The sequence below is a fragment of the Niveibacterium sp. genome (assembly GCF_041909475.1).
Lineage (GTDB): Bacteria > Pseudomonadota > Gammaproteobacteria > Burkholderiales > Rhodocyclaceae > Niveibacterium.
In genome coordinates this window covers 103,129-127,132 of the sequence record NZ_JAYRDJ010000001.1, presented here as the reverse complement: position 1 = coordinate 127,132, position 24,004 = coordinate 103,129, and the positions used below count along the sequence as shown (strand labels likewise).

The 24,004-nt window shown below is 61.2% G+C and carries 19 protein-coding genes; 4 read left to right on the top strand and 15 right to left on the bottom strand.

Going from position 1 to position 24,004, the window contains the following annotated elements:
- Positions 1–125: 125 nt before the first annotated feature.
- From ACE3P0_RS00570 to ACE3P0_RS00515, 12 genes are read right to left on the bottom strand one after another with little or no spacing between them, the layout of a single operon-like run.
- Positions 126–1,115, bottom strand: coding sequence for a general secretion pathway protein GspK (locus ACE3P0_RS00570; RefSeq protein WP_374398799.1), 990 nt, complete (start codon positions 1,113–1,115; stop codon positions 126–128).
- Positions 1,116–1,165: 50 nt separating this feature from the next.
- Positions 1,166–1,774 carry a type II secretion system protein gene (locus ACE3P0_RS00565; protein ID WP_374398797.1) on the bottom strand — a complete coding sequence of 203 codons (609 nt, stop codon included), beginning with the start codon at positions 1,772–1,774 and terminating at the stop codon, positions 1,166–1,168.
- Positions 1,771–2,217: a type II secretion system protein J gene (locus tag ACE3P0_RS00560; RefSeq protein ID WP_374398795.1), complete on the bottom strand. Its 447-nt coding sequence runs from the start codon at positions 2,215–2,217 to the stop codon at positions 1,771–1,773. The genes ACE3P0_RS00565 and ACE3P0_RS00560 overlap by 4 nt, the downstream gene beginning before the upstream one ends.
- Positions 2,218–2,219: 2 nt before the next feature.
- Positions 2,220–2,672 (bottom strand): prepilin-type N-terminal cleavage/methylation domain-containing protein, encoded by a 453-nt coding sequence (locus ACE3P0_RS00555; protein WP_374398793.1) that lies wholly within the window; start codon positions 2,670–2,672, stop codon positions 2,220–2,222.
- Positions 2,632–3,075 (bottom strand): type II secretion system major pseudopilin GspG, encoded by a 444-nt coding sequence (gene gspG / locus ACE3P0_RS00550; RefSeq protein WP_374398791.1) that lies wholly within the window; start codon positions 3,073–3,075, stop codon positions 2,632–2,634. The genes ACE3P0_RS00555 and gspG overlap by 41 nt, the downstream gene beginning before the upstream one ends.
- A 10-nt stretch (positions 3,076–3,085) precedes the next feature.
- The gene (locus ACE3P0_RS00545; RefSeq protein WP_374398789.1) at positions 3,086–4,285 is read right to left on the bottom strand and encodes a type II secretion system F family protein; all 1,200 of its coding nucleotides are present in this window, start codon (positions 4,283–4,285) and stop codon (positions 3,086–3,088) included.
- Between the two features lie 3 nt (positions 4,286–4,288).
- The gene (locus ACE3P0_RS00540; protein WP_374398787.1) at positions 4,289–6,010 is read right to left on the bottom strand and encodes a GspE/PulE family protein; all 1,722 of its coding nucleotides are present in this window, start codon (positions 6,008–6,010) and stop codon (positions 4,289–4,291) included.
- Complete coding sequence (locus tag ACE3P0_RS00535) at positions 6,001–6,534, bottom strand: thiosulfate oxidation carrier protein SoxY (protein WP_374398786.1); 534 nt, start codon at positions 6,532–6,534, stop codon at positions 6,001–6,003. The genes ACE3P0_RS00540 and ACE3P0_RS00535 overlap by 10 nt, the downstream gene beginning before the upstream one ends.
- Before the next feature lie 43 nt (positions 6,535–6,577).
- Positions 6,578–10,429: a glycosyltransferase gene (locus ACE3P0_RS00530; RefSeq protein WP_374398784.1), complete on the bottom strand. Its 3,852-nt coding sequence runs from the start codon at positions 10,427–10,429 to the stop codon at positions 6,578–6,580.
- Between the two features lie 41 nt (positions 10,430–10,470).
- Positions 10,471–11,772, bottom strand: coding sequence for an ABC transporter ATP-binding protein (locus tag ACE3P0_RS00525; protein ID WP_374398782.1), 1,302 nt, complete (start codon positions 11,770–11,772; stop codon positions 10,471–10,473).
- Positions 11,769–12,602: an ABC transporter permease gene (locus tag ACE3P0_RS00520; protein ID WP_374398780.1), complete on the bottom strand. Its 834-nt coding sequence runs from the start codon at positions 12,600–12,602 to the stop codon at positions 11,769–11,771. Before ACE3P0_RS00520 ends, ACE3P0_RS00525 begins: the two co-directional genes overlap by 4 nt.
- Entirely contained in the window at positions 12,596–13,603 is a 1,008-nt protein-coding gene (locus ACE3P0_RS00515) for an NAD-dependent epimerase (RefSeq protein WP_374398779.1), read from the bottom strand. Before ACE3P0_RS00515 ends, ACE3P0_RS00520 begins: the two co-directional genes overlap by 7 nt.
- A 275-nt stretch (positions 13,604–13,878) precedes the next feature.
- Between ACE3P0_RS00515 and ACE3P0_RS00510 the strand changes: the two genes are divergently transcribed.
- The gene (locus ACE3P0_RS00510) at positions 13,879–14,643 is read left to right on the top strand and encodes a hypothetical protein (protein WP_374398777.1); all 765 of its coding nucleotides are present in this window, start codon (positions 13,879–13,881) and stop codon (positions 14,641–14,643) included.
- A gap of 16 nt (positions 14,644–14,659) precedes the next feature.
- On the opposite strand, the gene ACE3P0_RS00505 is transcribed toward ACE3P0_RS00510, so the two are convergent.
- A complete protein-coding gene (locus ACE3P0_RS00505; RefSeq protein WP_374398775.1) occupies positions 14,660–15,562 on the bottom strand; it encodes a hypothetical protein in 903 nt (300 codons plus the stop codon).
- A gap of 269 nt (positions 15,563–15,831) precedes the next feature.
- On the opposite strand from ACE3P0_RS00505, the gene ACE3P0_RS00500 reads away from it, so the two are divergent.
- The 3 genes from ACE3P0_RS00500 to ACE3P0_RS00490 all read left to right on the top strand — a co-directional run bounded on the left by ACE3P0_RS00500 (position 15,832) and on the right by ACE3P0_RS00490 (position 22,719).
- On the top strand, positions 15,832–19,173 hold the full coding sequence (locus ACE3P0_RS00500) for a DUF2126 domain-containing protein (RefSeq protein WP_374398773.1): 3,342 nt from the start codon (positions 15,832–15,834) through the stop codon (positions 19,171–19,173).
- Between the two features lie 82 nt (positions 19,174–19,255).
- Complete coding sequence (locus ACE3P0_RS00495; protein ID WP_374398771.1) at positions 19,256–21,769, top strand: circularly permuted type 2 ATP-grasp protein; 2,514 nt, start codon at positions 19,256–19,258, stop codon at positions 21,767–21,769.
- Positions 21,766–22,719 carry a transglutaminase domain-containing protein gene (locus ACE3P0_RS00490; RefSeq protein WP_374398769.1) on the top strand — a complete coding sequence of 318 codons (954 nt, stop codon included), beginning with the start codon at positions 21,766–21,768 and terminating at the stop codon, positions 22,717–22,719. Before ACE3P0_RS00495 ends, ACE3P0_RS00490 begins: the two co-directional genes overlap by 4 nt.
- Before the next feature lie 25 nt (positions 22,720–22,744).
- On the opposite strand, the gene ACE3P0_RS00485 is transcribed toward ACE3P0_RS00490, so the two are convergent.
- Entirely contained in the window at positions 22,745–23,509 is a 765-nt protein-coding gene (locus ACE3P0_RS00485; RefSeq protein ID WP_374398767.1) for a substrate-binding periplasmic protein, read from the bottom strand.
- A 10-nt stretch (positions 23,510–23,519) separates the two neighbouring features.
- The gene (gene dut, locus ACE3P0_RS00480) at positions 23,520–23,969 is read right to left on the bottom strand and encodes a dUTP diphosphatase (protein WP_374398765.1); all 450 of its coding nucleotides are present in this window, start codon (positions 23,967–23,969) and stop codon (positions 23,520–23,522) included.
- Positions 23,970–24,004: the final 35 nt, after the last annotated feature.

The following is a 24,004-nucleotide window of genomic DNA, read 5'->3' as shown; positions in this document are numbered from 1 at the left end:
GGAGGAGACGCAGCCGGAGCGCCTGTGGCCGAGCGTGAGCAGGAATCCGATCCCCTTGCATCGAAAACCAGTGGACCGATCCGCGGGGCATTACAGCAAGGGGGCGGAGCAATCCTTTACGTGGCTCAGGGGACGCCGCCGCCACCAGGAAGCAGCGTGGCCGCTGGAGCGTCCGCGTCGCCCCCGCGAGGCGGAAGATTCGGGAAGCCATTCTTTGCAGGCGCAGCCGGAGGGGACTCGACCCGGTCGATATAGAGTATACGCCAAGGGCCATAAAGACTCGCGGGGGTAATCGTGATCGCCATCCGCACGCCCCATGCCTGCCCTGGCGGCCAGTGGGTGACGAATAGCGTGTCAGATGGAAACGTCGAAACCGGCGAGTATAACGCATTGATGCTCGCCCCCCCGATGGACTCCAGTTCGGAAAGGCCGATCTGCCGCCCCGCCTTGCGAAGCTCCATCAAGACTGCCGCGCTCTCGGGCGTAACGCTGGGAACCGCGCGCAAAGCGCCAGGGGGCGAAGTGTTGGGGTTGAACAACTGGGATGGCACCACGGCCACAAGATCTGCGAGACCATTCTTCCAGATGGCAGGGTGATCCATCCAGCGCGGGAGCCTGCGTAGCTCTGATGCAGTAATCAGCGCCCTGTTCGCTGGTGGCGGCAGGCCCAAGGCTGCGTATTCGTCCGCCTCTGCCCCATTCACCCGCCGCAGGTTATCGGCATCAGTGTAATCGTTCAACACGTCCAGCAACGGATCGATTTCGTTGGGTGCCGCACCCACTGAGAGCAGCAACTGACGAAGCCACGCAGGCGGCGCACCGGCGAGGCTGATCAGGCCGCGCGCATCTTGATAGGCAACAACGACGTCGTCTGCCTCGCGGTAGGGCGTACCGTCAAGCTTGACCGGGTTAGCGGCAGACCCCATGCCATAGCTTCCGCGACGCTGAGTTGACATGCGATACAGGGCCTCAGCGCGAGCGGAGAACAACAGCTCTTCAGCGCGGGCATGGTCGCTTTCAATCTGAGCAGTCTGCAGCGAGAGGCTGAGGCTTTCTGCCAGGTAGGCAGCAACGAACATGACCGCTGCCAGCACGCCAAGCGTGAGGGCGAGCACGAAGCCCTGTTGGCGCGAATGAGCAGGTACAGAACGACGGAGTGGCCTGCTCATTGGACACCCCCAACACCGAAAATCCCTGCCGCCGCCGGCAACGGAACTACGGGGCCAGAGGGCCGGGCAACCAACTCACCCCAATCGGTGCCGGACCTGCCCCAAACGACGCGGACAAGCGCTGGTATCTGCGGAGGATCGTTACGATTGGGCGGCCACTGTTCAAATTCGGCGCCATCGTCGTCCTGATAGACGAAATGGGCTTCCGTGCTCGGGAATGCATGCAGTTCAGCCTCCATCGTTGCGTCACGGTAGCGTAGGCGAACCACCTCCTTCTCATGGTCAACGACCAAGGATAGGGTGAACTGGGTGGGCATGCCTTCGTTGACGACACTCACGGGGCGTAGCGTCAGGCCCGACAGAGAAGCGGACTCTCCTTTAAATACCTGGGGGCTCAGGCGTTCCCCCGGCTGCAAACCTTCGATGAGATCGCGGAACCACGCATCAGCCAAGGCACTACCGGTCGAATCCGAACTCACCTCATTCAACTTGAGCTGAATGCGGAACGCTTGCTGAAGCGACTCCATCAGCAACGCGAAAACCATGCTAGTGATTGCAAGCACCACCAGCATTTCCAACAGAGTAAAGCCAGCTCTGCGCTTCATTCCGCGGCAGGCCATCCCGGCAGAAGCGATTGCCTGACGCGCAGATAGCCAACTTGGTCGAGCTCAAGCAAGAACCAAGGCGCCCCTGCCCTGAACGCCTGGACTTTCAGGTCGTAAAATCCGATTTGAAAGTTCCCCCGCCCCGCCGGATAGCCAATGGCATCAGTCACTGGCTCCTTGAGTTGGCTTTTCCACTCGATTCGGTAGGCGCCAAAATCATGCCCGCCCTCGGGCCGATTCATTGGGTTGATCCCCTTGCAGTACTCAATAATGTTGAGTCGAGCCGAGCGCTCAATGCTGGCGTCGCGTACTCGGTTGAGCGAAGAGAGGCTGCTGTTCATCCAAGCAAACAGGCCTGCCCCCAGTGTGGCGACCAAGGTCAGCGCAACAATGGCTTCAAGCAGCGAGAAGCCTTGCTGGTTACAACGCACGCGGGGAGCCATGACTACTGAACCTGACGCGGCAGGCAGAACGGCGGATCCAGCCTAAGCCGGCGCTGTTGGCCGCCCGGTGCGATAAGAACGATATCGCCACCTGAACACGCGCCGTTGGCGCCAAACTGTATCTCACGGTCGATCGTTACACCAAAGCCCTCTGGCGGCGAAAATGGTGTGCGACCGTCATTCAACGGCCGCTCCAACACTTCTTGAGTGAGCTTAAGTGGAGCCCCCGAGGCGATGAGCCGCTGCCTCAACAGCGAGACCTGACGCTCCAGCAGCCGGAATCCGTTATCGATACGCTTGCGATCAAGAGCATCCACTACACGCGGAGCGGCAAGCCCCGCCAAAAGGGACGTAATCAACAGAACAACCAGCAACTCGAGCAATGTGAAGCCTGTCGCACTCGGGACGGCGAAGTCACTCCGCCTTGCGAGAAGGTGCGATTCCGACATCTGCATCAATGCCCTCGCCGCCTTCCTTACCATCGGCGCCGAGCGAGTATAGATAGAACGGACGCCCTTCTGGCCCGGGGGTACGGTATACATATGCGTTGCCCCATGGGTCCACGGGGATATCTTCGTCTAGGTAAGGGCCTTTCCACTTGGGCTTCGCCTTCGCGTCATCCGGTGACTTGTTCAGCGCAGCTAGCCCTTGTTCGGTCGTCGGGAAGGTGCCCGTGTCAAGGCGCATCGTTTCAAGCGCCCCTTTGAGCATCTTGACTTGCGTCTCGGCCGTCTGAACTTTGGACGAGTCGACTTTGGTGAAGAGCTTTGGCCCGACCAGGCTTGCGAGGAGGCCAATGATCACCAGCACCACCAACATTTCGAGCAGTGTGAAGCCGCGAGAAGCGCGTACGCGCATGAATAAACCTCTAGATCGTCAAATTACTCAGGCTCGCGATCGCAAGCATGATCCCAACCATGATGATACCAATGGCAGCGCCAATGATTAGAATGGTCACCGGTTCGATCAGTGCAAGCAATCGTTTCATACGGTTGCGATTGACACCGGTCCAGTAGCTGGCGACGCCCTTAAGCATGCGACCGAGCTCACCAGAACGCTCACCGACTCTAACCATACTCACACCAGTTGGGTCCACAACACGGTGCAACTCCAGGGCGTCGGCCAAGCGTTTTCCTGCTTTGACATCTCGCTGCGCCAAATCGAGTCTGTGCGAGAAGTTCGTTAGGACGGATGAAGCGCGGGCTTGTTCGAGCGCATCGATAATCGGCACTCGATTCTCGACGAGTACGGCCAGAATCGAGCTCCAGCGCGCGACTGTCATGGACTCAACCCACGGCCCGAGGAAAGGTAGTGAGGCGGCAAGGTTCAACATGCGATTGCGACTGTCGCGCTGCTTGAGCGCACGGGCAAGAAGGACTCCGAGCACAACCAAGGCCGCGAAGATTGGCAGCATGTGCTCGCGAAAGAAAACACCTCCCTGCAGCACCCAGACCGAGATGGTCGGCAAATCGGCCTTCGGGTTCTTCAGCATGCCGGCAAATCGCGGCACGACGACTGCAAAAATCAACATCACGGCACCAATGCCTGTCGCGATCAATATCACCGGATAAACTAGGGCGTTTCGTGCCTCTTGCCGCGTCTGCTCATCGTAATCCATCTGGTCCGCCGCATCGTGTAACGACGAGCCAAGCTTTCCCGTCAACTCGCCTGTACGCGCGAGAACGTAGACATAATCAGGAAACTCCACAGGCAGAGCCGCTAGAGAGGAAGAAAAACTCTCACCAGCGAGCAAGCGCCCCTTTAACTCGGAAAATGCCGCACCAATACTGTCGTTACGGTGCGCATGCGCGAGGTTCTCGATTGCTTCCACTAGACCAACCCCCGAAGTCAGAAGCGTAGCAACCTCTCTGATAGCCAAGGCGCGCTGAGCAGACGTTGCGGCCCGACTGCTGGCGCGACGAACTGAGCGCTCCCGCACCATGCCGACACTCAAGGGCACGAGGCCACGTTCGCTCAGAAGGTCAATTGCTTGCGACTCAGAATCGGCCGTGAGCTGCCCGGACACCTCGGCGCCCGCACCATCGACCGCGCGATACTTGATTTCCACCCCTCAGCCCCCTTCGCTACCCGCGACACGCATGACTTCGGAGAAGGTGGTGACGCCGCGCCAGACCTTGATCAGCCCATCGCCGGAAAGCGTCCGCCATTGCGCGCGCTCTCCTTGCGTAAGCGCATCCAAGGAAACGCTGCGAGCGGCGATCGCCGCTCGCATACTGTCTGACACTGGCAGAAACTCATAGATTCCGATACGTCCACGATAGCCACTACCAAGACAACTATCGCAGCCGACGGGACGCTTGAAATTCGCGGCACCAATCAACGCACGTTGCTTGATCGAAAGCACTCGCTCAAACAACGCTATTTGCTCAGGCGCGGCGTCGCCGCGCTCCGAACACGCGGGGCAGAGTCGCCGTACGAGGCGCTGAGCAAGCACACCGCGCAATGATGATGCAACCAGAAACGGCTCGACGCCCATATCAATCAACCGATTGAAGGCCGACAACGCATCGTTCGTGTGCAAGGTAGAAAAGACCATATGGCCGGTCAACGATGCTTGCACTGCAATCTGTGCGGTCTCGAGATCGCGGATTTCGCCGATCATGACGATATCCGGGTCGTGGCGCAGAATCGCCCGCAGCGCACTCGCGAAGGTGTAGCCAATCTCCGGCTGAACCTGAATCTGCGTTACACCATCGAGATGAAACTCCACCGGGTCTTCAACCGTAATAATCTTGTTTGTACGGTCGTTGGCAAGAGTCAGAGCGGTGTAGAGCGAGGTGCTTTTGCCCGAACCGGTAGGGCCCGTAACAAGGACGATGCCGTGAGGCTCGGCAATCCAGTGTTCAAAGATCGCGCGGTGGTCGGGCTCCATGCCCAATGCGTCGAGCGAGAAATCGCCACCTCGCTCCTTCGGGAGCAAGCGCATGACGATAGACTCCCCCCACACACCAGGGATCACCGAAACGCGCACATCCGATTCGATGCCGCCAGCGCGGATTGTGAAGCGGCCATCCTGAGGCAGGCGACGTTCAGCAATATCAAGCTCCGAGATGAGCTTGATACGTGACACCACAGCGTCAAACTTCTCCCGCGAATAAGCTTCGATAGTCTTCAGAACACCGTCAACCCGCGCCCTCACACTGAACCCGAACTCTTCGGGCTCCACGTGAATATCCGATGCACGGGCATCGGTCGCTCTTGCAAAAAGACTATTCACGAGTTCGACGATTGGCGCCTCTTCCGCGAGCTCTTTCAGATGGTGAAACTCGTTCAGGTTGATGTTCCGCGCCCCCCCGCTGCGCTCGATCTCGTCGAACAGCCGTTCGAGGTCGCGCGTACGACACAAGCACCACGTATAAGAAGGTGCATTCGGAAACTGCGCACGAACAATCTCGCGGATCGACGACTTGATCGGATCCTTGGCGGCGACATGCAACGTCTTATCGTCCGCTTGCCAGACTGCAACCATGTGCTGACGCCCCCAACGAAGCGGCAGACACGCGCCGGTCATCGTAACGCGCACAGCTTCCTTACAATCTATAAGGGTAGCGGGCTCGAGCAGCACGATGCCGAGTTGCTCGGCCAAAACGGGCAGAAAGGCATCTTCCGAGATCGCGCCGCGCTTAACCAGTAGCGCGCCGATGCGCTCACCCGGAGCCCGCAGTTGCATCGCCAGTGCCTGCGCCAACTCCTCCCCCGAGATGAGTTCAGCCTTAAGCAATAACTCGCCGATACGCGGGCGAGGCGACTTTTCAGAAGCGCCTACTTCCACGATTCAGTTGCCAAACGCAAAGTTTTTTGAGCGAAGAGCCATTTGCCTTCCGACTTAACAAGAGCCCTGAGCACGCCGGTCTTCTTCGCCGAGATGGCAAAAGCAAACTCGGCATCCTGTACTGGCCGCATCGCAAACCCCACCAGCACAGGCTTGCTCTCTCGCTCATGAAGTAGGACTACAGCCTCTACGGACGGTAACGCGGCCTTGACGCGCACTGGAATCGCTGCCGTCCGGTCATAAATATCGGGAACTTCAAGCAGGATTCTCGGACTCTCCTGCGCAGAGGATGCTCCCAACAGAGACATGGCAGCCTGAACGCCAATCACATCGAAAAGTCCTTTCGGCAGGGTCGGCAGGGTCGGATCCAGCTCCACCGGGGATTTGGCTGCCGATTCGGAGGGAGAGAGTACCTTTGCCTCAGCCTTAGTCGTCGGCTTAGCAGGCGCTGACGGCGAAACGCCAAACGCCGCCGGACACCACAGCATAACAACAAGAGCAAAGCTCAGAGCATTGCGAATCATTCCATTGGACTTCCGAATTTGAACTGGCCACATTGTATGTGGCTCATCGGTATTCGTGCGGCGCCCAAGGGCCCCACTTCTCCTCGTAAATCTGCCTGTTACGGTCAAACAGCGCCCTGCGCTCGCCTTCCGGCAGGCGCCCAAAAGACGCCGAGTGCTCATGGTGGACAAACACATCTTCGGCGAGGCGTAGCGTAAACCCCGCACTCTCGACACGACGACAATAGTCGTCGTCTTCAAACCAGCCAAGGCCATAGTCCTCGCACAAAGCGCCACACTTATCAATAGCCGCTCTCGGGATCATCACGCAAAAAAAGGCAAGCGTACGCATCGGACGTGAACGTCCGGCATGGGCGAGGGTGTAGCACTGACTCATGCCCTCCATGTGCTCGAGACTGTCGTAAGCGATGTCGATCTTGGCCTCGTTTCCGATGTTGTTGGTGACTGGACCGAGCAGACCGATTCCAGGCGTTCGCTCGAAATGGCGAAGCAGCGTACGCAACCAACCAGTGGTAACAACGGTGTCGTTGTTCAGCAAAACAATGTAGTCACCCGTCGCCGCAGCAATGCCAACATTGTTGCCTGCGGCATAGCCAAGGTTCTTCTCATTCAGAATGAGAATGGCGCTTGGGTGCTGACTTGAAAAGGCTCGCAGGAAAGCAGGCGTACCGTCCGTCGATGCGTTATCAACTACAATCAGTTCGAGGTTCGGGTAGTCACTGCGTTCAAGCACGCTGGCAAGACAGGCCTTCGTCAGGGCAAGGTTGTTGTAACAAAGCACGATTACGCTGACGCGCGGCACCGGGATGGCCTCAGTCGCCTCTATCAGCGCACGAGCCCGCTCAGCCCAGGTGTTCGATGCGGCAAACGCGATACGACGATCAATCAGCTCGGATGTCTCACCCTCGCCACTCAACGCCTCTCTCAGTGCCGCCTCAAACGCTTCTGCCGAGTCTGCGCAATAAGCCAGACTTGAGAACTGTGACATTTCGGGAAGCTGCGTTGCAACGACTGGCTTTCCGGCTGCAAGGTACTCGTAGACCTTAACCGGATTCGTGGCAAGGGTGAGGGGAATGACCTTGAAGGGCAGTAAGCAAACATCGAACCCGTGCAGATGACGAGGCAATTCGGCATAGGGACGCTCGCCGAGCATCATGACGTTCTCGTAACGTTTCAGTCGTCTTCCGGCGCCAACAGTGTCGTTGCCGATCAGAACAAACAAACATTGAGGAAACGCGAGAACGAGCCGTTCGACGAGGTCGACATCGAACCACTCCGCAATAGCGCCAAAGTATCCAACTGTCCGGCGACCTGCGGCATCACGAATGACGTTCTCGGGAACAGCAGAAAAATGATCGAAATCGCCGGCGTTGCGGATAGTGACGTTTTGCCGCGCACGAGCACCAACCTCATGCTCGAGCCACGCACTGGATGTGACGACCAAATCGGCCTCGCGGACCAAACGACGTTCGAGCTCGATAACGCCGTCTGGAACACCTCCGAACCCTTCATGGTGATCCATACAGTCGTACACAGTCTTTGTATTGGGCAGCGCTGCGGCTAACGCCCCCCAGAAGGCGTGCTCCACTATGCCGATCGTGGCGGTGGACCGAGTTTCAAGCATCCACCGCGCAAGACCGTTCCGCAACGTATCCAGCAAAGGTTCCGACGGTACATCGCCGTAAATTGCCGGCCTACCAACAGCATGAAGACGCACTTGGTAGAGCGGCAAGTCCGGGTCAAGCTGCTCAAGCGCAAAACCAGGCTCCTGACTATCAACAAAGGCTGGCGAAATAAAAAAGACACGGTGGCCGCGCCGCGCGAGCTGGAGAGCGATGTGCTGAGGCCGCTGAATGCGGAAGTGCCAATCAATAATGCCAAATACGAATACGTCGCACCCCGAAGCCACAGGCAGCAGAATCTGAGGCAACAAGGTTGGCACCACCGCTGGAACAGCAGCAACAGGAGCCTGGTAGCGTTGACGCATGCGCCCATACAAGCCACGCAAGCCCGCCTTCAGCGCAGGCGGGGCGGGCAAAGCCCGGAACGCCGCGCGCGCAACCTTGACTACATTTCGCTTGAAGAAAAAGCGCAAGGGATGCGCCTCCAAGCCCTTTGCCCACTTTGACACATCCTCGATCTGAGCTTGCATCGCACCAATGCGTGCCCGCGCCTCAGACAGTGCATCCAACGCTACACGATGGGCCTCGGATTGATGCGCGAGTACAGCCTCATGAGACAACGATAACGACTCCAGACTCGACCGAACACGTTGCAACTCTCCATCAAGTCTCTCGGCTTGAATACGGCTATCCGCCAATAACTTTGATAGCTCAACGACTTCGCTCACGAGTTTCGAGTTCTCGCCTCCAAGTCGCAACACGCTATCTCGATGCGCCAACTCTTCCTTCCTCTTCGAATTATCGGCAGAGAGCCGGGCGGCTAGCGCATCCCCCAATGTTGCCAATACCTCGGTCACATCCGGCCCTTGACCAAACAAGTCACTGCGCCACGGAGAGGAAAGCTCGCGAGAGTCATAGCTCTGCACGCAGCCCAGAGCGGCAAACAGATAGCCACGTGAGAAGTCCGGGATAACACCGCTACGGTGAATCTCGCTCAATAGCTCGCGAGTAGCCGGCTCACAGTCAGGAAGCGCGCGTATAAAGCTCTCTGTCCAAGACTCACCCATGAAGGCATGGCCTAAGTACTTTAGGCCCGCCAAGCGGAAGGCTTCGGAAAGATCAGCGGTAGGCACCTCTCTGCCGAACGGCCAACCCTCGCGGGAGGTCTTGATAATCCTCCAAACCCAGTACCAATAGCAGGCGCGATTGGGAACGAGAACCAGAACATACTTGCGACTTCTGCTGGCCATCCCCCGCAGAAAACGCGCCTGCTCTTCTACCGTGTAATGCTCCAAAACACCGGAGTTAAAAACGAGGTCATAGTCTGGGCTGCGCAAGGCGAAAGCATCATCCTCGATCAGTTCACCGACGACCCCCGCGCGCGCGAACTGGCGGGACGCGTGATTGAGCGCCGCCGGCGAGAAATCGAGTACCGCGACGTTGAACCCGCCATCGCGAGCCAATGCGACACTCTGATTGCCTCCGCCGCAACCAGCTTCCAACACTCGCGCGCCCTGCGGGAGCAAGCCTTTGATAGCACCGACCAGTTGTTGATTAAACTCTGCGGTCGGCGCGTCTATATCGTGGTCCGGCAAATCGCGGTAATAGGCCTCCCACTTGGACTTCTCTTTTTCTGACGCCTCCAGCGCCAGCAGCTCTCGATGGCATTGAGACGATCCATAAATCGCTAACAACTGCTTTCCACTTGGCCAAGCTGAAGTCGGCACATCGATCACTGCAATCCGAATACGTTCCAGCCTCTCCAGACGCGACGGCCAAGTGGCCTCGCTAAACGACGCGAGATGGAACTCCGACAGCGGCGCCTCAGCATAAGGGACAAGGATGGCAAGAAACTCCCCAGCCATTCCGGCAATACGCTCGGCCGCCTCGATTGGCGCCTCAAAATGCTCAAGGCAGTTGCTACAGAAGATCGCGTTCGCGGGGAGAAGTCGCTCGGGGCTACTGGCGAATTGGTAAGACGGGTACGATTCCGAGGCTCGCGCGACCGCGAGTTCGGCAACATCTAGCCCCATTACAAGGGCCGACGGGAAAGCTCTCGATATTTCATCGACGCCCTGCCCCAACGCGCAGCCCCAGTCAAGAATCCGCCGATCCGGTTCGCCGAGCCACCTCCGCTCCGCCGGGCTCAGCCCTTCGATCAAAGCGAGCATGAAGGCTCGCGTCTGCGAGCCACCATCATAGCGGTCCCATTCGCTCTCGAAATACTCATTCCACCATGCCGGTGTATTTACGAGGGATGCTTGCTCATTCATTCAATTTCTACTCGTGCTCATTGATTGCGCTGACCAGCGCATCAGTTTTCATGGCGCGCCGGGTTACCACTAAATGTCACCGTTGGCTTAACGAAGGAAAACACTCGCTCTTCTGAGACCACTTTTAGGGTCAGAGCGTGCTCGACAAAATCGAGGTAGCGAGGGGTTTCCGACGAACGATCCTCAACAGCAACAACTAGCACGTAATCATCTGGCGCGAGAATGTTCTCAAACTCGAAAATCGCCTCGAAGGCCTCGCCGCTATGCAAGGCCGGATACCGCCAGCCATGGCAGTAGGATGTATCAACGATGAGGTCCAGTCCCTTGCGATGCTTTAAAGAGAAGGCCAAGCCAAGATGATCCAGCGACAGAAAGACTTGAGCCCTTGCAACAATTCGGAGACTGATGCGCGCGCCGCGCTCGAAGACGTTCGCCGAAACGAAGCCCTCGGAATAGATTGACACAGCCTCGATAAGCGCTTCGCGGCTCCCCCAGCGCCCATCCACTAACGACAACAACGCGGCCGACAATCCCGGTAGTTCATCGCCGATGTCAGGCTTGGAGGATGCACCAACCGCTGCTGCGGTCGCAAGCGCTGGCGCCTCATCGGCAAATACAGACCGAAGATAGCGGGCGGTCACCTCCGGTGCGCCACCGTCGGCCCTCAACATGCCGCCCTCAATCCACAAGGCTCGACTACACAAACTTCGCACAGCCTGAACATCGTGCGAGACGAATAACAAAGTAGTGCCGCCTTCTTGGAGTTCTCGCAACTTGCGAAAGCACTTGGCCTGAAAAGGCGCATCGCCGACCGCAAGCGCCTCATCGACGATGAGCAGGTCGGGCGAGGCATGAACATTCACCGCGAAAGCGAGACGTACGAACATTCCGGATGAATAGGTGCGTACGGGTTCGTCAATGAAGTGGCCAATATCGGCAAAGCGCAGGATATCCTCCAACCGGTCTTCAACCTGCGCCTGAGTCAAACCCAATAGGGTCCCGGCAATAAGCACGTTCTCGCGCCCCGAGAAGTCAGGATCGAAACCGGCCCCCAACTCCAGCAAGGCGGCCATGCGACCGGCTACTCGCACTGAGCCCTCGGTCGGAGTCAGCACCCCCGCGAGCAACTGCAATAGAGTGGACTTGCCCGCACCGTTTCGACCGACAATTGCAACCGTTTCGCCTCGCGCCACTTCGAAACTCGCCCCCCGAAGCGCCCAATAGCCGCCCGGCTCTCTAGAGCGCCTCAAGAGAGTTCTTACGAACAAGCGCGCCGACGATTCTCCGCCATAGCACTTGCCCAAGTTGGTTGCTGTAATGATCGATTCTGGGGCTGAACTCATACCAGGTCCGCAAATGCCGGACTCAAACGTCGGAAAAGCCAGCAACTCATGGCAGCAAGAATCCAGGCGACAATGGTAATGACGGAGAAGGCACGCAAATCGAAGGCGTTTCCAGTGATCAGGGCTGACCGAAGGCCTTCGATCAGCCAAGCAAGTGGATTGGCATTCAGAATCGGCCGAAGCGGCTCCGGCACCGCATCCATGGAGTAAAACACCGGCGAGACGTAGAGAAGCGTCGTCGCCAAGAACGGGACGATCTGTCCTAGATCGCGAAAGAACGCTCCAAGCGCGGAAAAAAGAAAGCACACGCCCCCGCCGAGCAAAAGCACTGGCAGCAGCCAGAGAACTGCAAACGGGCTCGTGATGGGCAATCCCCCTTTGACGATTGATATAAACACTATCAATACGGCGAGATAGGCCAGCAAATGAAAGGCGGCGGAGAATACCGGCACCCAAACCAAGGCCTCAAGGGGAAAGACGACCCGCTTGACAAAGCTCGGATGCGACCTCACTACTGCATGCGCGCGCCCAAGAATATCTGCGATGAAACCATGCACCACCAAGCCTGAAAAGGCGAATACCGCGAAGCTTCCAACCCCGGTCTCAGTCGAAGACCAACGCGAACGAAAGATCAATCCGAAAAAAAACGCGAATACGGCCAACAACAGCAGGGGTAATAGCAAGCTCCAGGCGACCCCTAACACGGATCCCCGATAGCGCGCTGCGATATCGCGCGCCGTCAGCCGAAAAACCAGCCCACGGTGAAGTATCAACGTCCGCGCAGGCAGAAGCGCAAAACGCAGAAAACCCGATCCAACCCGAGTCAGCATCGGTAGTAGTCGCGATACCAAGTTACAAACCGCGAGACACCTTCCGCAATCAGCGTGTTCGGGCGATGTGCGGTCCATGCGGTTAGCGCCGAAACATCAGCAAATGTTGCGGGAACATCGCCAGGTTGAATCGGGAGCAGATTCTTCTCCGACGCCCTGCCAAGCGCCGTCTCAATCGCTTCGACGAAGGCCATTAATTCAACTGGGCCTTGGTTGCCAATATTGAAAACTCGATACGGCGCGCGGGCGGTCGCGGGGTCGGGGTTCTGCGGATCGAAATCGGCGTTGGGCTCTGCGGGGCGATCCAACGTACGGATGACACCTTCGACAATGTCATCGATGTAGGTGAAATCGCGCTGCATCTTGCCGTAGTTGAAGACGTCGATCGGGCGGCCTTCGAGGATGGCTTTGGTGAATAGGAACAAAGCCATGTCGGGGCGGCCCCAGGGGCCATACACGGTAAAGAAGCGCAGGCCAGTGGTGGGCAGGCCGTAGAGATGGCTGTAGGTGTGAGCCATCAGTTCGTTGGCCTTCTTCGTTGCAGCGTAAAGGCTGACCGGGTGGTCGACGCTGTCGGACTCGGAGAACGGCATCTTCTCGTTGCCACCGTAAACGCTGGAGCTGCTGGCATAGACCAGGTGCTGCACTTGCGTGTGACGGCAGCCTTCGAGAATATTGGTGAAGCCAACGATGTTGGATTCAATGTAAGCGTGCGGGTTGATCAAGGAGTAGCGCACGCCGGCCTGTGCCGCCAGATGCACCACGCGATCAAACTTTTCTTCTGCGAACAGCTTTTCGATCGCGGGGCGATCGGCGACGTCCATCAGGACGAAGCGGAAATTCGGGTGTGGAGTCAGTCGCGCGAGGCGATCGCGCTTGAGCTGGGGATCGTAGTAGTCGTTGAGGTTATCAAGGCCAACGACGGTGTCGCCGCGCTCGAGCAAGCGCAGGCTGGTGTGCATGCCGATGAAGCCGGCTGCACCGGTAACAAGTACTTTCATTGCGGGTCACCTGATCCCTCAATGGCGTACCGGTTCCGTGACGAAGTCACGAAACAGTCGGCCTCGGGGAGAGAAGTTGAACGGTTGATATCTCTAACGGATACCTGCCGAATTGTTGCATCACCCCGACCAGGCTCCGACCAGTGTGCTGCAGTGCGGCGCGGATTATCTCACAGGGCATGTGGCGGGCAAAACCGCGTCGGCAGCGTGGCTGTTGCAGATCAAGAAGCCGTGTTGACGGGGCTGCGGCGGCATGCCATGGCATTATTGGTTGGATGTGGAAACGCATCCGGATCACGATTCTTCTACTCATTCTGGCGACCATCGCCTTGGAAACCTGGCGCGCACAGCGCGCTGCAACCAGCTGGCGCGACACACTGCAAGTCGCGGTCTATCCAGTAAGCGGGGACGGCAGCCCGGCCGCGGCACAGCGTATCGCGACGCTCGAACGGGACAGCTTTGCCGAGATCGAACAATTCCTGGCAGACGAGGTGAAGCGCTATGGTGTGGCGACCCTGCAACCGGTTCGCCTCAACCTCCAACCGCCCTTGAACACTGCACCGCCCTCTCCGCCCCAACGTGCCGGCGTACTGGATTCGGTGCTATGGAGCCTGAAGCTGAGGTGGTGGGCGTGGCGCTTGCCAACACCAGCAATACGCCCGAACGTACGCCTATTCGTGATCTACCACGACGGAAAAACCGGCAAAGTGCCGGCCTCTCACGGACTACAACGCGGGCACATTGCCATCGCCCATGTGTTTGCGGACCGCGCGATGCAACAGGCAAACGCTGTGGTGATCGCGCACGAGCTGCTACACACACTGGGCGCAACGGACAAATACGACCCGGCATCACTGGAGCCCGTTTATCCGCAGGGCTATGCACAGCCTCACGCTTCACCGCGGTTGCCTCAGCACTTCTGCGAGCTGATGGCGGGACGACTACCAAGTGTCAGCGGGCCGCCGGAGCAGCCGCGAAGCCTCTCGCAATGCCTGATCGGCGAGCAGACTGCGAGCGAGATCGGGCTGCTGCGCCGCTGACCCCCTTGGGCCACCGTCAGCGCATTGAGGTTGGCGCAGGCGGCTCATGCAGGCGTTCGAGCAAACGTTCCACGGCAAGCACCGCGGCTGACGGCAGGCCAATCCGCACGCTCGCCGCGCGCCCATGGCCAATCAACAGGCAAAGCTCGGATCCGTATTCGACGCTACTGAGGGTCCACGCGACGGGGAAGCCGCGGTTCACATAAGTGACCACCTTGCCCCAGCGATCAAAGCTGCCATGCGGCTGCCCCTCCCGCGGCGGGAGCGCGTCAAGTATCGCAAACAGGCATCGCGCAGTAGCCGCCAGCAAACCGGCCGGCGCCGGGTCGCGCGCACGCCGGCCCGATTCGGCAGCCTGCCAACTCGCCAGCCCGAGCAGCGGCCCATTTGAGGGCGCAGACTCCTGAAGCGCACTGCGCAGCTTGAAGGACAGCGCGTCGACCGACTCCGCCATGACGTCGGCACGCGCCGCGGGCACGAAGGGTTCGGGGAAACCGTCGAGCACCATGCGAACGACGGCGCGAAATAGATCAGATACGACCATGTTGAAGGCAATCACACAGCTGGAGGCCGGATCGCCCGAGTCGAGGCGCAGTTCGCCATGAAGCAGCAGTTGGGAAAATGTCGCCAGACGGGTTTCTGAAAAGCGCGCTTCACATAGCCGAACGACGCCATCCGTCGCAAACGCGGCACACCAGAAATCATCCCCGATCGCCAACAGGTTCTCGTCAACGCAAAGGCCAAACGTATCAAACCGCGGTGTGTGGATGATCGCGCGGGGGGGCATTGCGCCGAAACGCGCCGCCAACTGGGCGCGAAACACGGGCGGTACATCCTCGATCCGGTCCAACCCCTCGGAAAACGGAAGTTGCCGACCTGCACTACGCCCGAACGCAGCCTGGGTAACCTGCGATCCCATGATGTTGCCTCCCCGATTGACCTGAACGCCCGACCGAACGACCGTCCGGCCCGAGAGCACCCTTGGTGCCACTGTTTCAGTCTAGATCGTGCGATCGCAGTCGCCACCTGTCGGTGCAGACATGCCTCTGAACAGTGCATCGCGCCCCGTCGCTGCGCGGCACGCCCCGTTCCAGTGCCGCCATAAGAGGTATCTGGACACCGCTGCGCGCTGGTTCGCTCCTTGCTAGTCAGCTTGTGCGAATCCCCGCACGAGAAGGAAATCGAGCGATGTCGATCCACGTAGCCCTGCACCACGTCACCACATACGACTACGACCGCCCGATCAACCTTGGCCCCCAGGTCATTCGCCTGCGCCCTGCGCCACACAGCCGCACGCGGATCCTGTCGTACTCGTTGAAGGTGCAGCCCGAGAAGCACTTCATCAACTGGCAGCAGGACCCGCAGTCGAACTACCTCGCACGCCTGGTTTTTCCGGAGAAGACCATCCAACTGCGGGTGGAGGTGGATCTGGTGGCCGAAATGTCGGTCATCAATCCGTTCGACTTCTTTCTCGAACCGCGGGCAGAGAAGATTCCGTTCGAATACGACACGGCACAGCAGATCGAACTCGCGCCGTATCTCGCCAAGCGAGACTGCGGCGCGCGCTTTGCGCAGTACCTCGCGAAGATCTCGCGCGAACCAACGCCCAGCGTTGATTTCCTCGTCGCCGTCAATCAACAGCTGCAGCAGGACATCAGCTACCTGATCCGCCTTGAGCCAGGCGTGCAGACACCGGAAGAAACACTAACGAAGGCCAGCGGCTCTTGCCGGGACTCGGCCTGGCTGCTGGTTCAGCTGTTGCGCCACCTCGGGCTTGCCGCACGCTTTGTCTCGGGTTACCTGATCCAGCTAGCCGCTGATCAGAAGTCACTCGACGGCCCTTCCGGCACCGAAGTGGATTTCACCGACCTGCACGCCTGGTGCGAGGTATACCTGCCCGGCGCCGGCTGGATCGGACTTGACCCGACCTCAGGGCTCTTCGCGGGCGAAGGCCACATCCCGCTCGCCTGCACGCCGGAGCCGTCTTCTGCCGCACCGATCACCGGCGCACTCGACAAGTGCGAAGTGACTTTCGGGCACGAGATGAAAGTCACGCGCATCTGGGAAGCCCCCCGGGTGACCAAGCCCTACACGGATGACCAGTGGGCGGCCATCGAAGCGCTGGGACACGATGTCGACGCCAAGCTCAAGGCGATGGACGTCCGCCTTACGATGGGCGGCGAGCCAACCTTCGTATCGATCGACGACCCGGATGGTGCCGAATGGAACACCGCCGCGATGGGGCCGGACAAGAAACGCCTCGCAGCCAACCTTTACCACCGTATGCGCGAGCGCTATGCGGCACAGGGGCTGGTGCATTTCGGCCAGGGCAAGTGGTACCCCGGCGAACAATTGCCGCGTTGGTCACTCAACTGTTTCTGGCGCAAGGACGGTGAGCCGATCTGGCGCGACCCTGCGTTGATCGCGGACGAGTCCAAACCGGGCAACGCCGATGACATCCTCGCCGGCCGCTTCCTTCGCGGCATCGCAGAGCGCCTTGCGCTGGATCCGGAGTTTGTCTTCCCCGCGTTTGAGGACAGCTTCTACTACATGTGGCGCGAGCGCCGCCTGCCGGGCAACGTCGATCCGCTCGATTCTCGGCTGGACGATCCGCTTGAGCGCGATCGCCTGATGCGCGTGTTTACCCAGGGCCTCAAGAAGGTGGCGGGCTACGCCTTGCCCGTCGCCCGCGCAACGGGGGGCAACCGTTGGCAAAGCGGGCCATGGTTCCTGCGCTCGGAACGCTGCTACCTGATCCCCGGTGATTCGCCGCTCGGCTATCGCCTGCCGCTCGACTCACAGCCCTGGGCCAGCGCAACCGACTATCCCTGGATTCACGCGGCGGACCCGGCGCAACGGCCCGCCCCGCTTCCCCCGCACGCAGCACTTCGGCAGCAGACGCGCCCCCCGGTGCCGCTGCAACCGGTGGCGGACGCCCTGCTCGGCCTCGCCGCTGCGAATGACCCACCCGCGGGCAACGCACGACGCCCTCAACCCAAGGAAAGCGCGGGCTGGATCACACGCACGGCCATGTGTGCAGAAGCCCGCAACGGCGTGCTCTACATCTTCATGCCACCCACCAGCGAGCTCGCGGACTACCTCGAACTCGTGGCGGTCGTCGAAGCCACGGCCGAAGCCTTGCATACGCCCGTTCTGCTCGAAGGCTATGAGCCTCCGCGCGACCCACAGCTCGCCCATTTCCGCGTAACGCCCGACCCGGGTGTCATCGAAGTCAACATCCATCCCGCCAACTCCTGGGATGAGCTGGTCGACCGCACCACCCATCTGTACGACACGGCGCGTGAGTACCGCCTGACCACCGAAAAGTTCATGATCGACGGCCGCCACACCGGCACCGGCGGCGGCAACCACTTCGTGCTGGGCGGCGAAACAGCGCTTGACTCGCCCTTCCTGCGCCGGCCCGATCTGCTGCGCAGTCTGATCAGTTACTGGCACAATCACCCGGCACTCTCCTACCTGTTCTCCGGTCTCTTCATCGGCCCGACCTCGCAGGCGCCGCGTATCGATGAAGCGCGCAACGATTCGGTCTACGAGATGGAGATCGCCTTCGGCGAAATCGAGCGCCTCGCACGCGGAGGTAGCTGCCCGCCGTGGCTTGCCGACCGCATCCTGCGCAACCTGCTGATCGACGTCACCGGCAACACGCACCGAGCCGAGTTCTGCATCGACAAGCTGTACTCGCCCGACGGGCCAACAGGGCGACTCGGTCTGTTGGAGCTGCGCGCCTTCGAAATGCCGCCGCACTCGCGCATGAGCCTCACACAGCAACTGCTGCTGCGCTCGATGATTGCGCGCTTCTGGCAGCAACCCTATGCGCCACCGCGCCTCGTACGCTGGGGTACCGAACTGCACGACCGCTTCCTGCTGCCGCACTTCGTCGAGCAGGACATTCGCGATGTGGTGGAAGACATGCAGCTTGCCGGCTACCCAATCCAGCCGGAATGGTTCGCGCCGCACATGGAATTCCGCTTTCCCAAGATCGGCGATCTCGCCGTCAAAGGCATGGAACTGGAGCTGCGCACCGCGCTGGAGCCCTGGCATGTCATGGGCGAAGAAGGCGCCGTCGGCGGCACGGTGCGCTATGTCGATTCCTCGGTCGAACGTCTGCAGGTCAAGCTTGCCGGCATGGCGCCCGATCGCTTCTGCCTCACGGTGAACGGCACGCCGGTTCCGCTGCACCCCACCGGCAAGGTCGGCGAATACGTTGCCGGCGTGCGCTATCGCGCATGGCAGCCGGCATCCTGCCTACACCCGACGATCGGCGTACATGGTCCACTAACCTTCGACCTTGTCGACACCTGGATGCAGCGTAGTCTTGGCGGCTGTCAGTATCACGTCGCCCACCCGGGCGGGCGCAATTACGAGACCTTCCCGGTCAACGCTTACGAGGCTGAAAGCCGGCGCCTGGCGCGCTTCTTCCGCATCGGCTACACGCCGGGTGAAATGCGCCTGGCGCCCGCCCCGGCACAGGGCGAGTTCCCGTTCACGCTGGACCTGCGGCGACGCTGAAACGGGTGAGGGCATCACCAATCGAGCACCCGGATTCCGCTTCGGGTACCCTGCCCTCACCGCCTTGCACTCCGGTTGATTGATGCCCGCAGCACCGTTTGCCCATTACCGCTGCCCGCCCCGCCATTTCGACGAAGCGTTCGAGGCGGACGGCCGACCGCGCGACGCGTGGCAAGCGTTGGTTGCCGCCCTCGATGCGGGCGGCGGCAAAGCGCTGTCGCGCCAGGCCGACGCGTTGCGCCGCATGGTCGAACTCGATGGGGTGACCTACAACGTCTACGCCGATCCGCAGGGCGCCGATCGCCCTTGGTCGCTCGATCCGATCCCCTTGGTGCTCAGCGCGGACGACTGGCAGACGATCTCGCTCGGCATCGCGCAGCGCGCCCAGTTGCTCGACCGCATCCTCGCAGACCTCTACGGCCCGCAGGATTTGATCCGCGAGGGGCTGCTGCCGCCCGCGCTGGCCTTCGGCCACCCGGGCTATCTCTGGCCCTGCCAGGGCATCTCGCCGGTCGGCGGGCGTTGGCTGCATCTTTACGCAGCCGATCTGGCACGCTCGGAAGACGGCCGCTGGTGGGTTGTGCACGACCGCACGCAAGGCCCATCCGGCGTGGGCTACGCGATGCAGAACCGCCGCCTCGTTGCGCGCGGACAACTCGATCTCTTCCGCAGCGCACATGTCGCCCACCTGGCAGACTTCCTGCGCAGTTTGCGCGATGCAATCAGCCAGATCGCACCCGTCGCCGCGGGCGAAACACCCCGCATCGTGCTGCTTACACCCGGCCCCTGGAACGAGACCTACTTCGAGCATTCGCTGCTCGCCCGCCATCTCGGCTTCGCACTGGTCGAGGGGCAGGATCTGACGGTGCGGCAAGACCGCGTCTACATGAAGACGCTGCAGGGCCTGCAACCGGTGCACGCGATCCTTCGCCGCCTGGATGACGACTACTGCGACCCGGCAGAACTGCGCGCCGATTCGGCGCTCGGCATCCCCGGCCTGCTTGCGGCGGTGCGCGCCGGCAATGTGTTGGTCGCCAACGCGCTCGGCAGTGGCGTGCTGGAAACCACCGGCATCCACGGCTTTCTGCCCGGCATCTGCGAACGCTTGCTCGGCGAGACCATGCGCCTGCCCTCGGTTGCCACCTGGTGGTGCGGCGAAGCGCCGGCCCTCGCGCATGTGCTGGAACACCTCGACGAGCTTGTAATCAAGCCCGCCTTCCCCGGCATGAGCCCCGAGCCTGTTTTCGGCCATCGGCTTGATTCAGCTGGCCGCGCGGCGCTTACCGAGCGCCTGCGCGCAACGCCGCACGCCTTCCTCGCACAAGAATGGGTACGGCTGTCGCAAGCGCCGTCGCTGCAGGCCGACGGCCGCGTGGCGCCGCGCTCGGTGGGTTTGCGCGTGTTCGCGCTGGCAACGCCCGACGGCTACCGTGTGATGCCCGGCGGTCTGGCGCGTGTCGCGCCCGAAGCCGATGACGACGTCGTGACCATGCAGCGTGGCGGCGCGAGCAAGGACATCTGGGTGCTGAGCAAGGCGCCCGTCGCTCGCGAGCCACTCGCCAGCGCGCCAATAACTCCCCCCGAGTTGCTGCGCGCCGAGGCGGTGATTCCGTCGCGCATCGCCGAAAACCTCTTCTGGCTCGGCCGCTACGCGGAGCGCTGCGAAGCACAGGTGCGCCTGCTGCGCGCGGCGATCAACCGCTTGTCGGACGGTGACGCCGACGCGCTGAGCGGTCTGCAGTCGCTCGCCGCGGTGGCGCGCGCGCAAGGCCTGCTCGGCAAACCCGACGACGAGGGCGAAGCACCCGACCAGCCTTCCGACGCGGACTGGCTCGATGCCATTCTGGACGCACAGGCGGTCGGCAGCCTGCACGCCAACGCCCGGCGCCTGCAGCGCGCCGGCAGCCAGGTCCGCGAACGCCTGTCGGCCGACAACTGGCATGCACTCAATCGCCTGCCGCAGGTGCTGGAGCATGCGGCCCCCGGCATTGCTGGCGCAGCGGAAGCGCTCGACCATGCGATGCTGCTCTGTGTGTCATTCGCCGGCTTCGCGATGGACGACATGGTGCGCGACGCCGGCTGGCGATTTCTGCTGCTCGGTCGCCGTATCGAGCGCCTCGCGGGCCTAGGTGGCCTGATCAGCCATTACCTGCAGAGTGATGCGCGGCAGCATGCCGACGGGCTCGAGTGGCTGCTGGAGGCAACAAACAGCATCGTCACCTACCGCAGCCGATACCAGCGCCAGCCGGAAATGCTGCCGGTGCTGGACCTGATCGTCTTCGACCGCGACAACCCGCATGCGCTGGGCTTCCAGCTGGATGTGCTCGCGCGCTACCTCAGCCGCCTCGGGCGAGACTTCGGCGCACGCTTCGACAACGACCCGGCTCCGCTGCTGGAAACCCTGAGACGCTTCGACCCGACGCGCTACCACAACCTCGCACTGCTGGGCGAAGCCGCACCGGGCAATCCGCAACTCGACGCGCTCGCCGCATTCGCGGCCCGCGCGCAGCTTACGGCCTGGGGTTTGTCCGACGAGCTTTCACTACGATTCTTCAGCCACGCGGAACAGGCCTTGCGCAGCGCGGAGGCGGCGTGAGCGCTGCAACCGAAAGCGGGAGCGGCGCCGTGGCACGCTACTTCGTCTCGCACCTCACGCGTTACGACTACGGGCGGCCGGTCGCGCTGGGGCGCCATGTGCTGCACGTGACGCCGCGCGCCCTGCCCTGGCAACGCGTGATATCGCACGAACTGGAAGCCACCCCCGAGCCGTCGGAACGGCTGGCCGGAATCGATGCCTTCGGCAACCCGATCGAAACGCTCGCCATCGCGCTCCAGCATCACGGCCTGGATGTACATGCAAGAAGCTGGGTCGAGCTTGGCGAACGTCCGCAAACGGCTGAATCCCCAAGCTGGGAGTCGGTGCGCGATCGCCTGGTTTTCCGCGCCGGCCATCGCCCGGATGCGGGCGAACGCGATGCAGCGCGCTTCCTGTTCGAATCGCGCCATGTGCGCGTCAAGCGCGAACTCGCCGAATGGGCCGCCCGTTCATTTGCGCCCGGCAAGTCGCTGCTCGACAGCGTGCGGGCGCTCAACAACCGCATCCACGCTGACTTTGCCTTCGATCCCGAAGCCACCCATGTTGCGACGCCCGTCATGGAAGTCCTGCGCAAGCGCCGCGGCGTTTGCCAGGATTTCGCGCACCTGATGCTATCGGCCTTGCGCTCCCTCGGGCTCTCGGCGCGTTACATGAGTGGCTACCTGCTGACCACGCCACCACCCGGCTCCCCTCGCCTGGTCGGCGCGGATGCGAGTCATGCGTGGATCGCAGTGTGGTGCCCGAACTCGGGATGGGTGGAATTTGACCCAACGAACGGCGTGCAGGCAGGCATTGGCCACATCACGCTCGGCTGGGGGCGCGACTTCGGCGACGTCACGCCGCTGCGCGGCGTGATCGTCGGCGGCGGCGAGCACACGCCGAGCATCGAAGTCAGCGTGGTGCCCGAGGCCGACTACCCCGCGCTGTTCGGCACAACGCGTTGCGCGTAATTCCTGACGCGCTGAGGCCTGACCGCTAGCGCCGGCGAGGCGCCTCAGCCTGCTTGCGGATCGCATCATCAAGGCGTTGCATCCACTGCTCCGGCACCTGGCGGCTGCAGAGAATATGTCGCGTCATGCCGGGCGGCATATCGGGGTAATCCACCCGAACGAGCTTCTGCTTCTTCAGATCCGGGGTGTTCGAAAGGTAGAAATCCAGATCATCCTGGTCGACGATCATGAAGTCGAAGCGGCCCGCCGCCAGCATCCAGATCGCTCGCACCGGCGCATCGAGTACGCGCGACACAGGCAAACGCGCACCAGCAATCAGGCGGTCTAGTTCAGGGCCGTACGAGACCGCATCAACCACACCAAAACGCTGATCCCCGGATTGCAACAGCGCCGAGAAGCTCGCGTACCGCCGCAGCCGCGGCACGATCTCCGCACGCGTCAGCACCACCTGCGGCCGGTCGGTATGGATCGGGAGCGAAAACCGTGCAAACGCCTCACGCTCGGGCAGCCGGTACCAACCGAAGGAACAAAACGGCGAGGTGTTTGCGCGCAACTCGGCCCACATGCGCGCCGGTGGCATCTCGTCGAACGTGGCGCGCAAACCCGCCGCCGCAAACAGCTGCCGCGCCCGATCGAGCAGAAAACCTTTCTGCACGCCATTTTCGACATAGCTGTACGGAGGCTTGTTGCGAAAGACCACCGTTACCGGCTCATCGGTCCCGCGAGCAACCGCAGAAAAACCGCCGGCCGCAAGCAGCGCGCAAATCAGGCGCAAGCCGCTGCGCAACATCGGCACACCCTTAGCCCCGGCCGGTGCTGCCGAAACCGCCCTCGCCGCGATGCGAAGCGTCGAAGTCGTCGACCACGTTGAAGCCCACCTGCAGCACCGGCACCACCACCAGCTGCGCGATACGCTCCATTGGCTCAATCACGAAGGTCTTGTTGCCACGATTCCAGACCGACACGAAGATCTGGCCTTGGTAGTCGGAATCGATCAAGCCGACGAGGTTGCCGAGCACGATGCCGTGCTTGTGGCCCAAGCCCGAGCGGGGCAGGATCATGGCCGCCAAACCGGGGTCGGCCAGGTGGATCGCCATGCCGGTCGGCACCAGGAAGGTGGCACCGGGCTCCAGCGTCACCGGCGCATCAAGGCACGCCCGCAAATCAAGGCCGGCCGAGCCATGCGTGGCGTAATGCGGCGGGCTTTCCTTCAGGCGCGGGTCGAGCAGCTTGACGTCGATGTGATGCATGGTCGGGCTCCAGTATCGGATTCAGGGAATTTCGG

Bases quoted from the DNA above. Each gene is read 5' to 3' on its own strand.
- ACE3P0_RS00565 (WP_374398797.1), bottom strand. From the start codon at position 1,774: ATGAAGCGCAGAGCTGGCTTTACTCTGTTGGAAATGCTGGTGGTGCTT.
- ACE3P0_RS00560 (WP_374398795.1), bottom strand. From the start codon at position 2,217: ATGGCTCCCCGCGTGCGTTGTAACCAGCAAGGCTTCTCGCTGCTTGAA.
- ACE3P0_RS00555 (WP_374398793.1), bottom strand. From the start codon at position 2,672: ATGCAGATGTCGGAATCGCACCTTCTCGCAAGGCGGAGTGACTTCGCC.
- gspG (WP_374398791.1), bottom strand. From the start codon at position 3,075: ATGCGCGTACGCGCTTCTCGCGGCTTCACACTGCTCGAAATGTTGGTG.
- ACE3P0_RS00535 (WP_374398786.1), bottom strand. From the start codon at position 6,534: ATGATTCGCAATGCTCTGAGCTTTGCTCTTGTTGTTATGCTGTGGTGT.
- ACE3P0_RS00530 (WP_374398784.1), bottom strand. From the start codon at position 10,429: ATGAATGAGCAAGCATCCCTCGTAAATACACCGGCATGGTGGAATGAG.
- ACE3P0_RS00525 (WP_374398782.1), bottom strand. From the start codon at position 11,772: ATGAGTTCAGCCCCAGAATCGATCATTACAGCAACCAACTTGGGCAAG.
- ACE3P0_RS00520 (WP_374398780.1), bottom strand. From the start codon at position 12,602: ATGCTGACTCGGGTTGGATCGGGTTTTCTGCGTTTTGCGCTTCTGCCT.
- ACE3P0_RS00515 (WP_374398779.1), bottom strand. From the start codon at position 13,603: ATGAAAGTACTTGTTACCGGTGCAGCCGGCTTCATCGGCATGCACACC.
- ACE3P0_RS00510 (WP_374398777.1), top strand. From the start codon at position 13,879: ATGTGGAAACGCATCCGGATCACGATTCTTCTACTCATTCTGGCGACC.
- ACE3P0_RS00505 (WP_374398775.1), bottom strand. From the start codon at position 15,562: ATGGGATCGCAGGTTACCCAGGCTGCGTTCGGGCGTAGTGCAGGTCGG.
- ACE3P0_RS00500 (WP_374398773.1), top strand. From the start codon at position 15,832: ATGTCGATCCACGTAGCCCTGCACCACGTCACCACATACGACTACGAC.
- ACE3P0_RS00495 (WP_374398771.1), top strand. From the start codon at position 19,256: ATGCCCGCAGCACCGTTTGCCCATTACCGCTGCCCGCCCCGCCATTTC.
- ACE3P0_RS00485 (WP_374398767.1), bottom strand. From the start codon at position 23,509: ATGTTGCGCAGCGGCTTGCGCCTGATTTGCGCGCTGCTTGCGGCCGGC.
- dut (WP_374398765.1), bottom strand. From the start codon at position 23,969: ATGCATCACATCGACGTCAAGCTGCTCGACCCGCGCCTGAAGGAAAGC.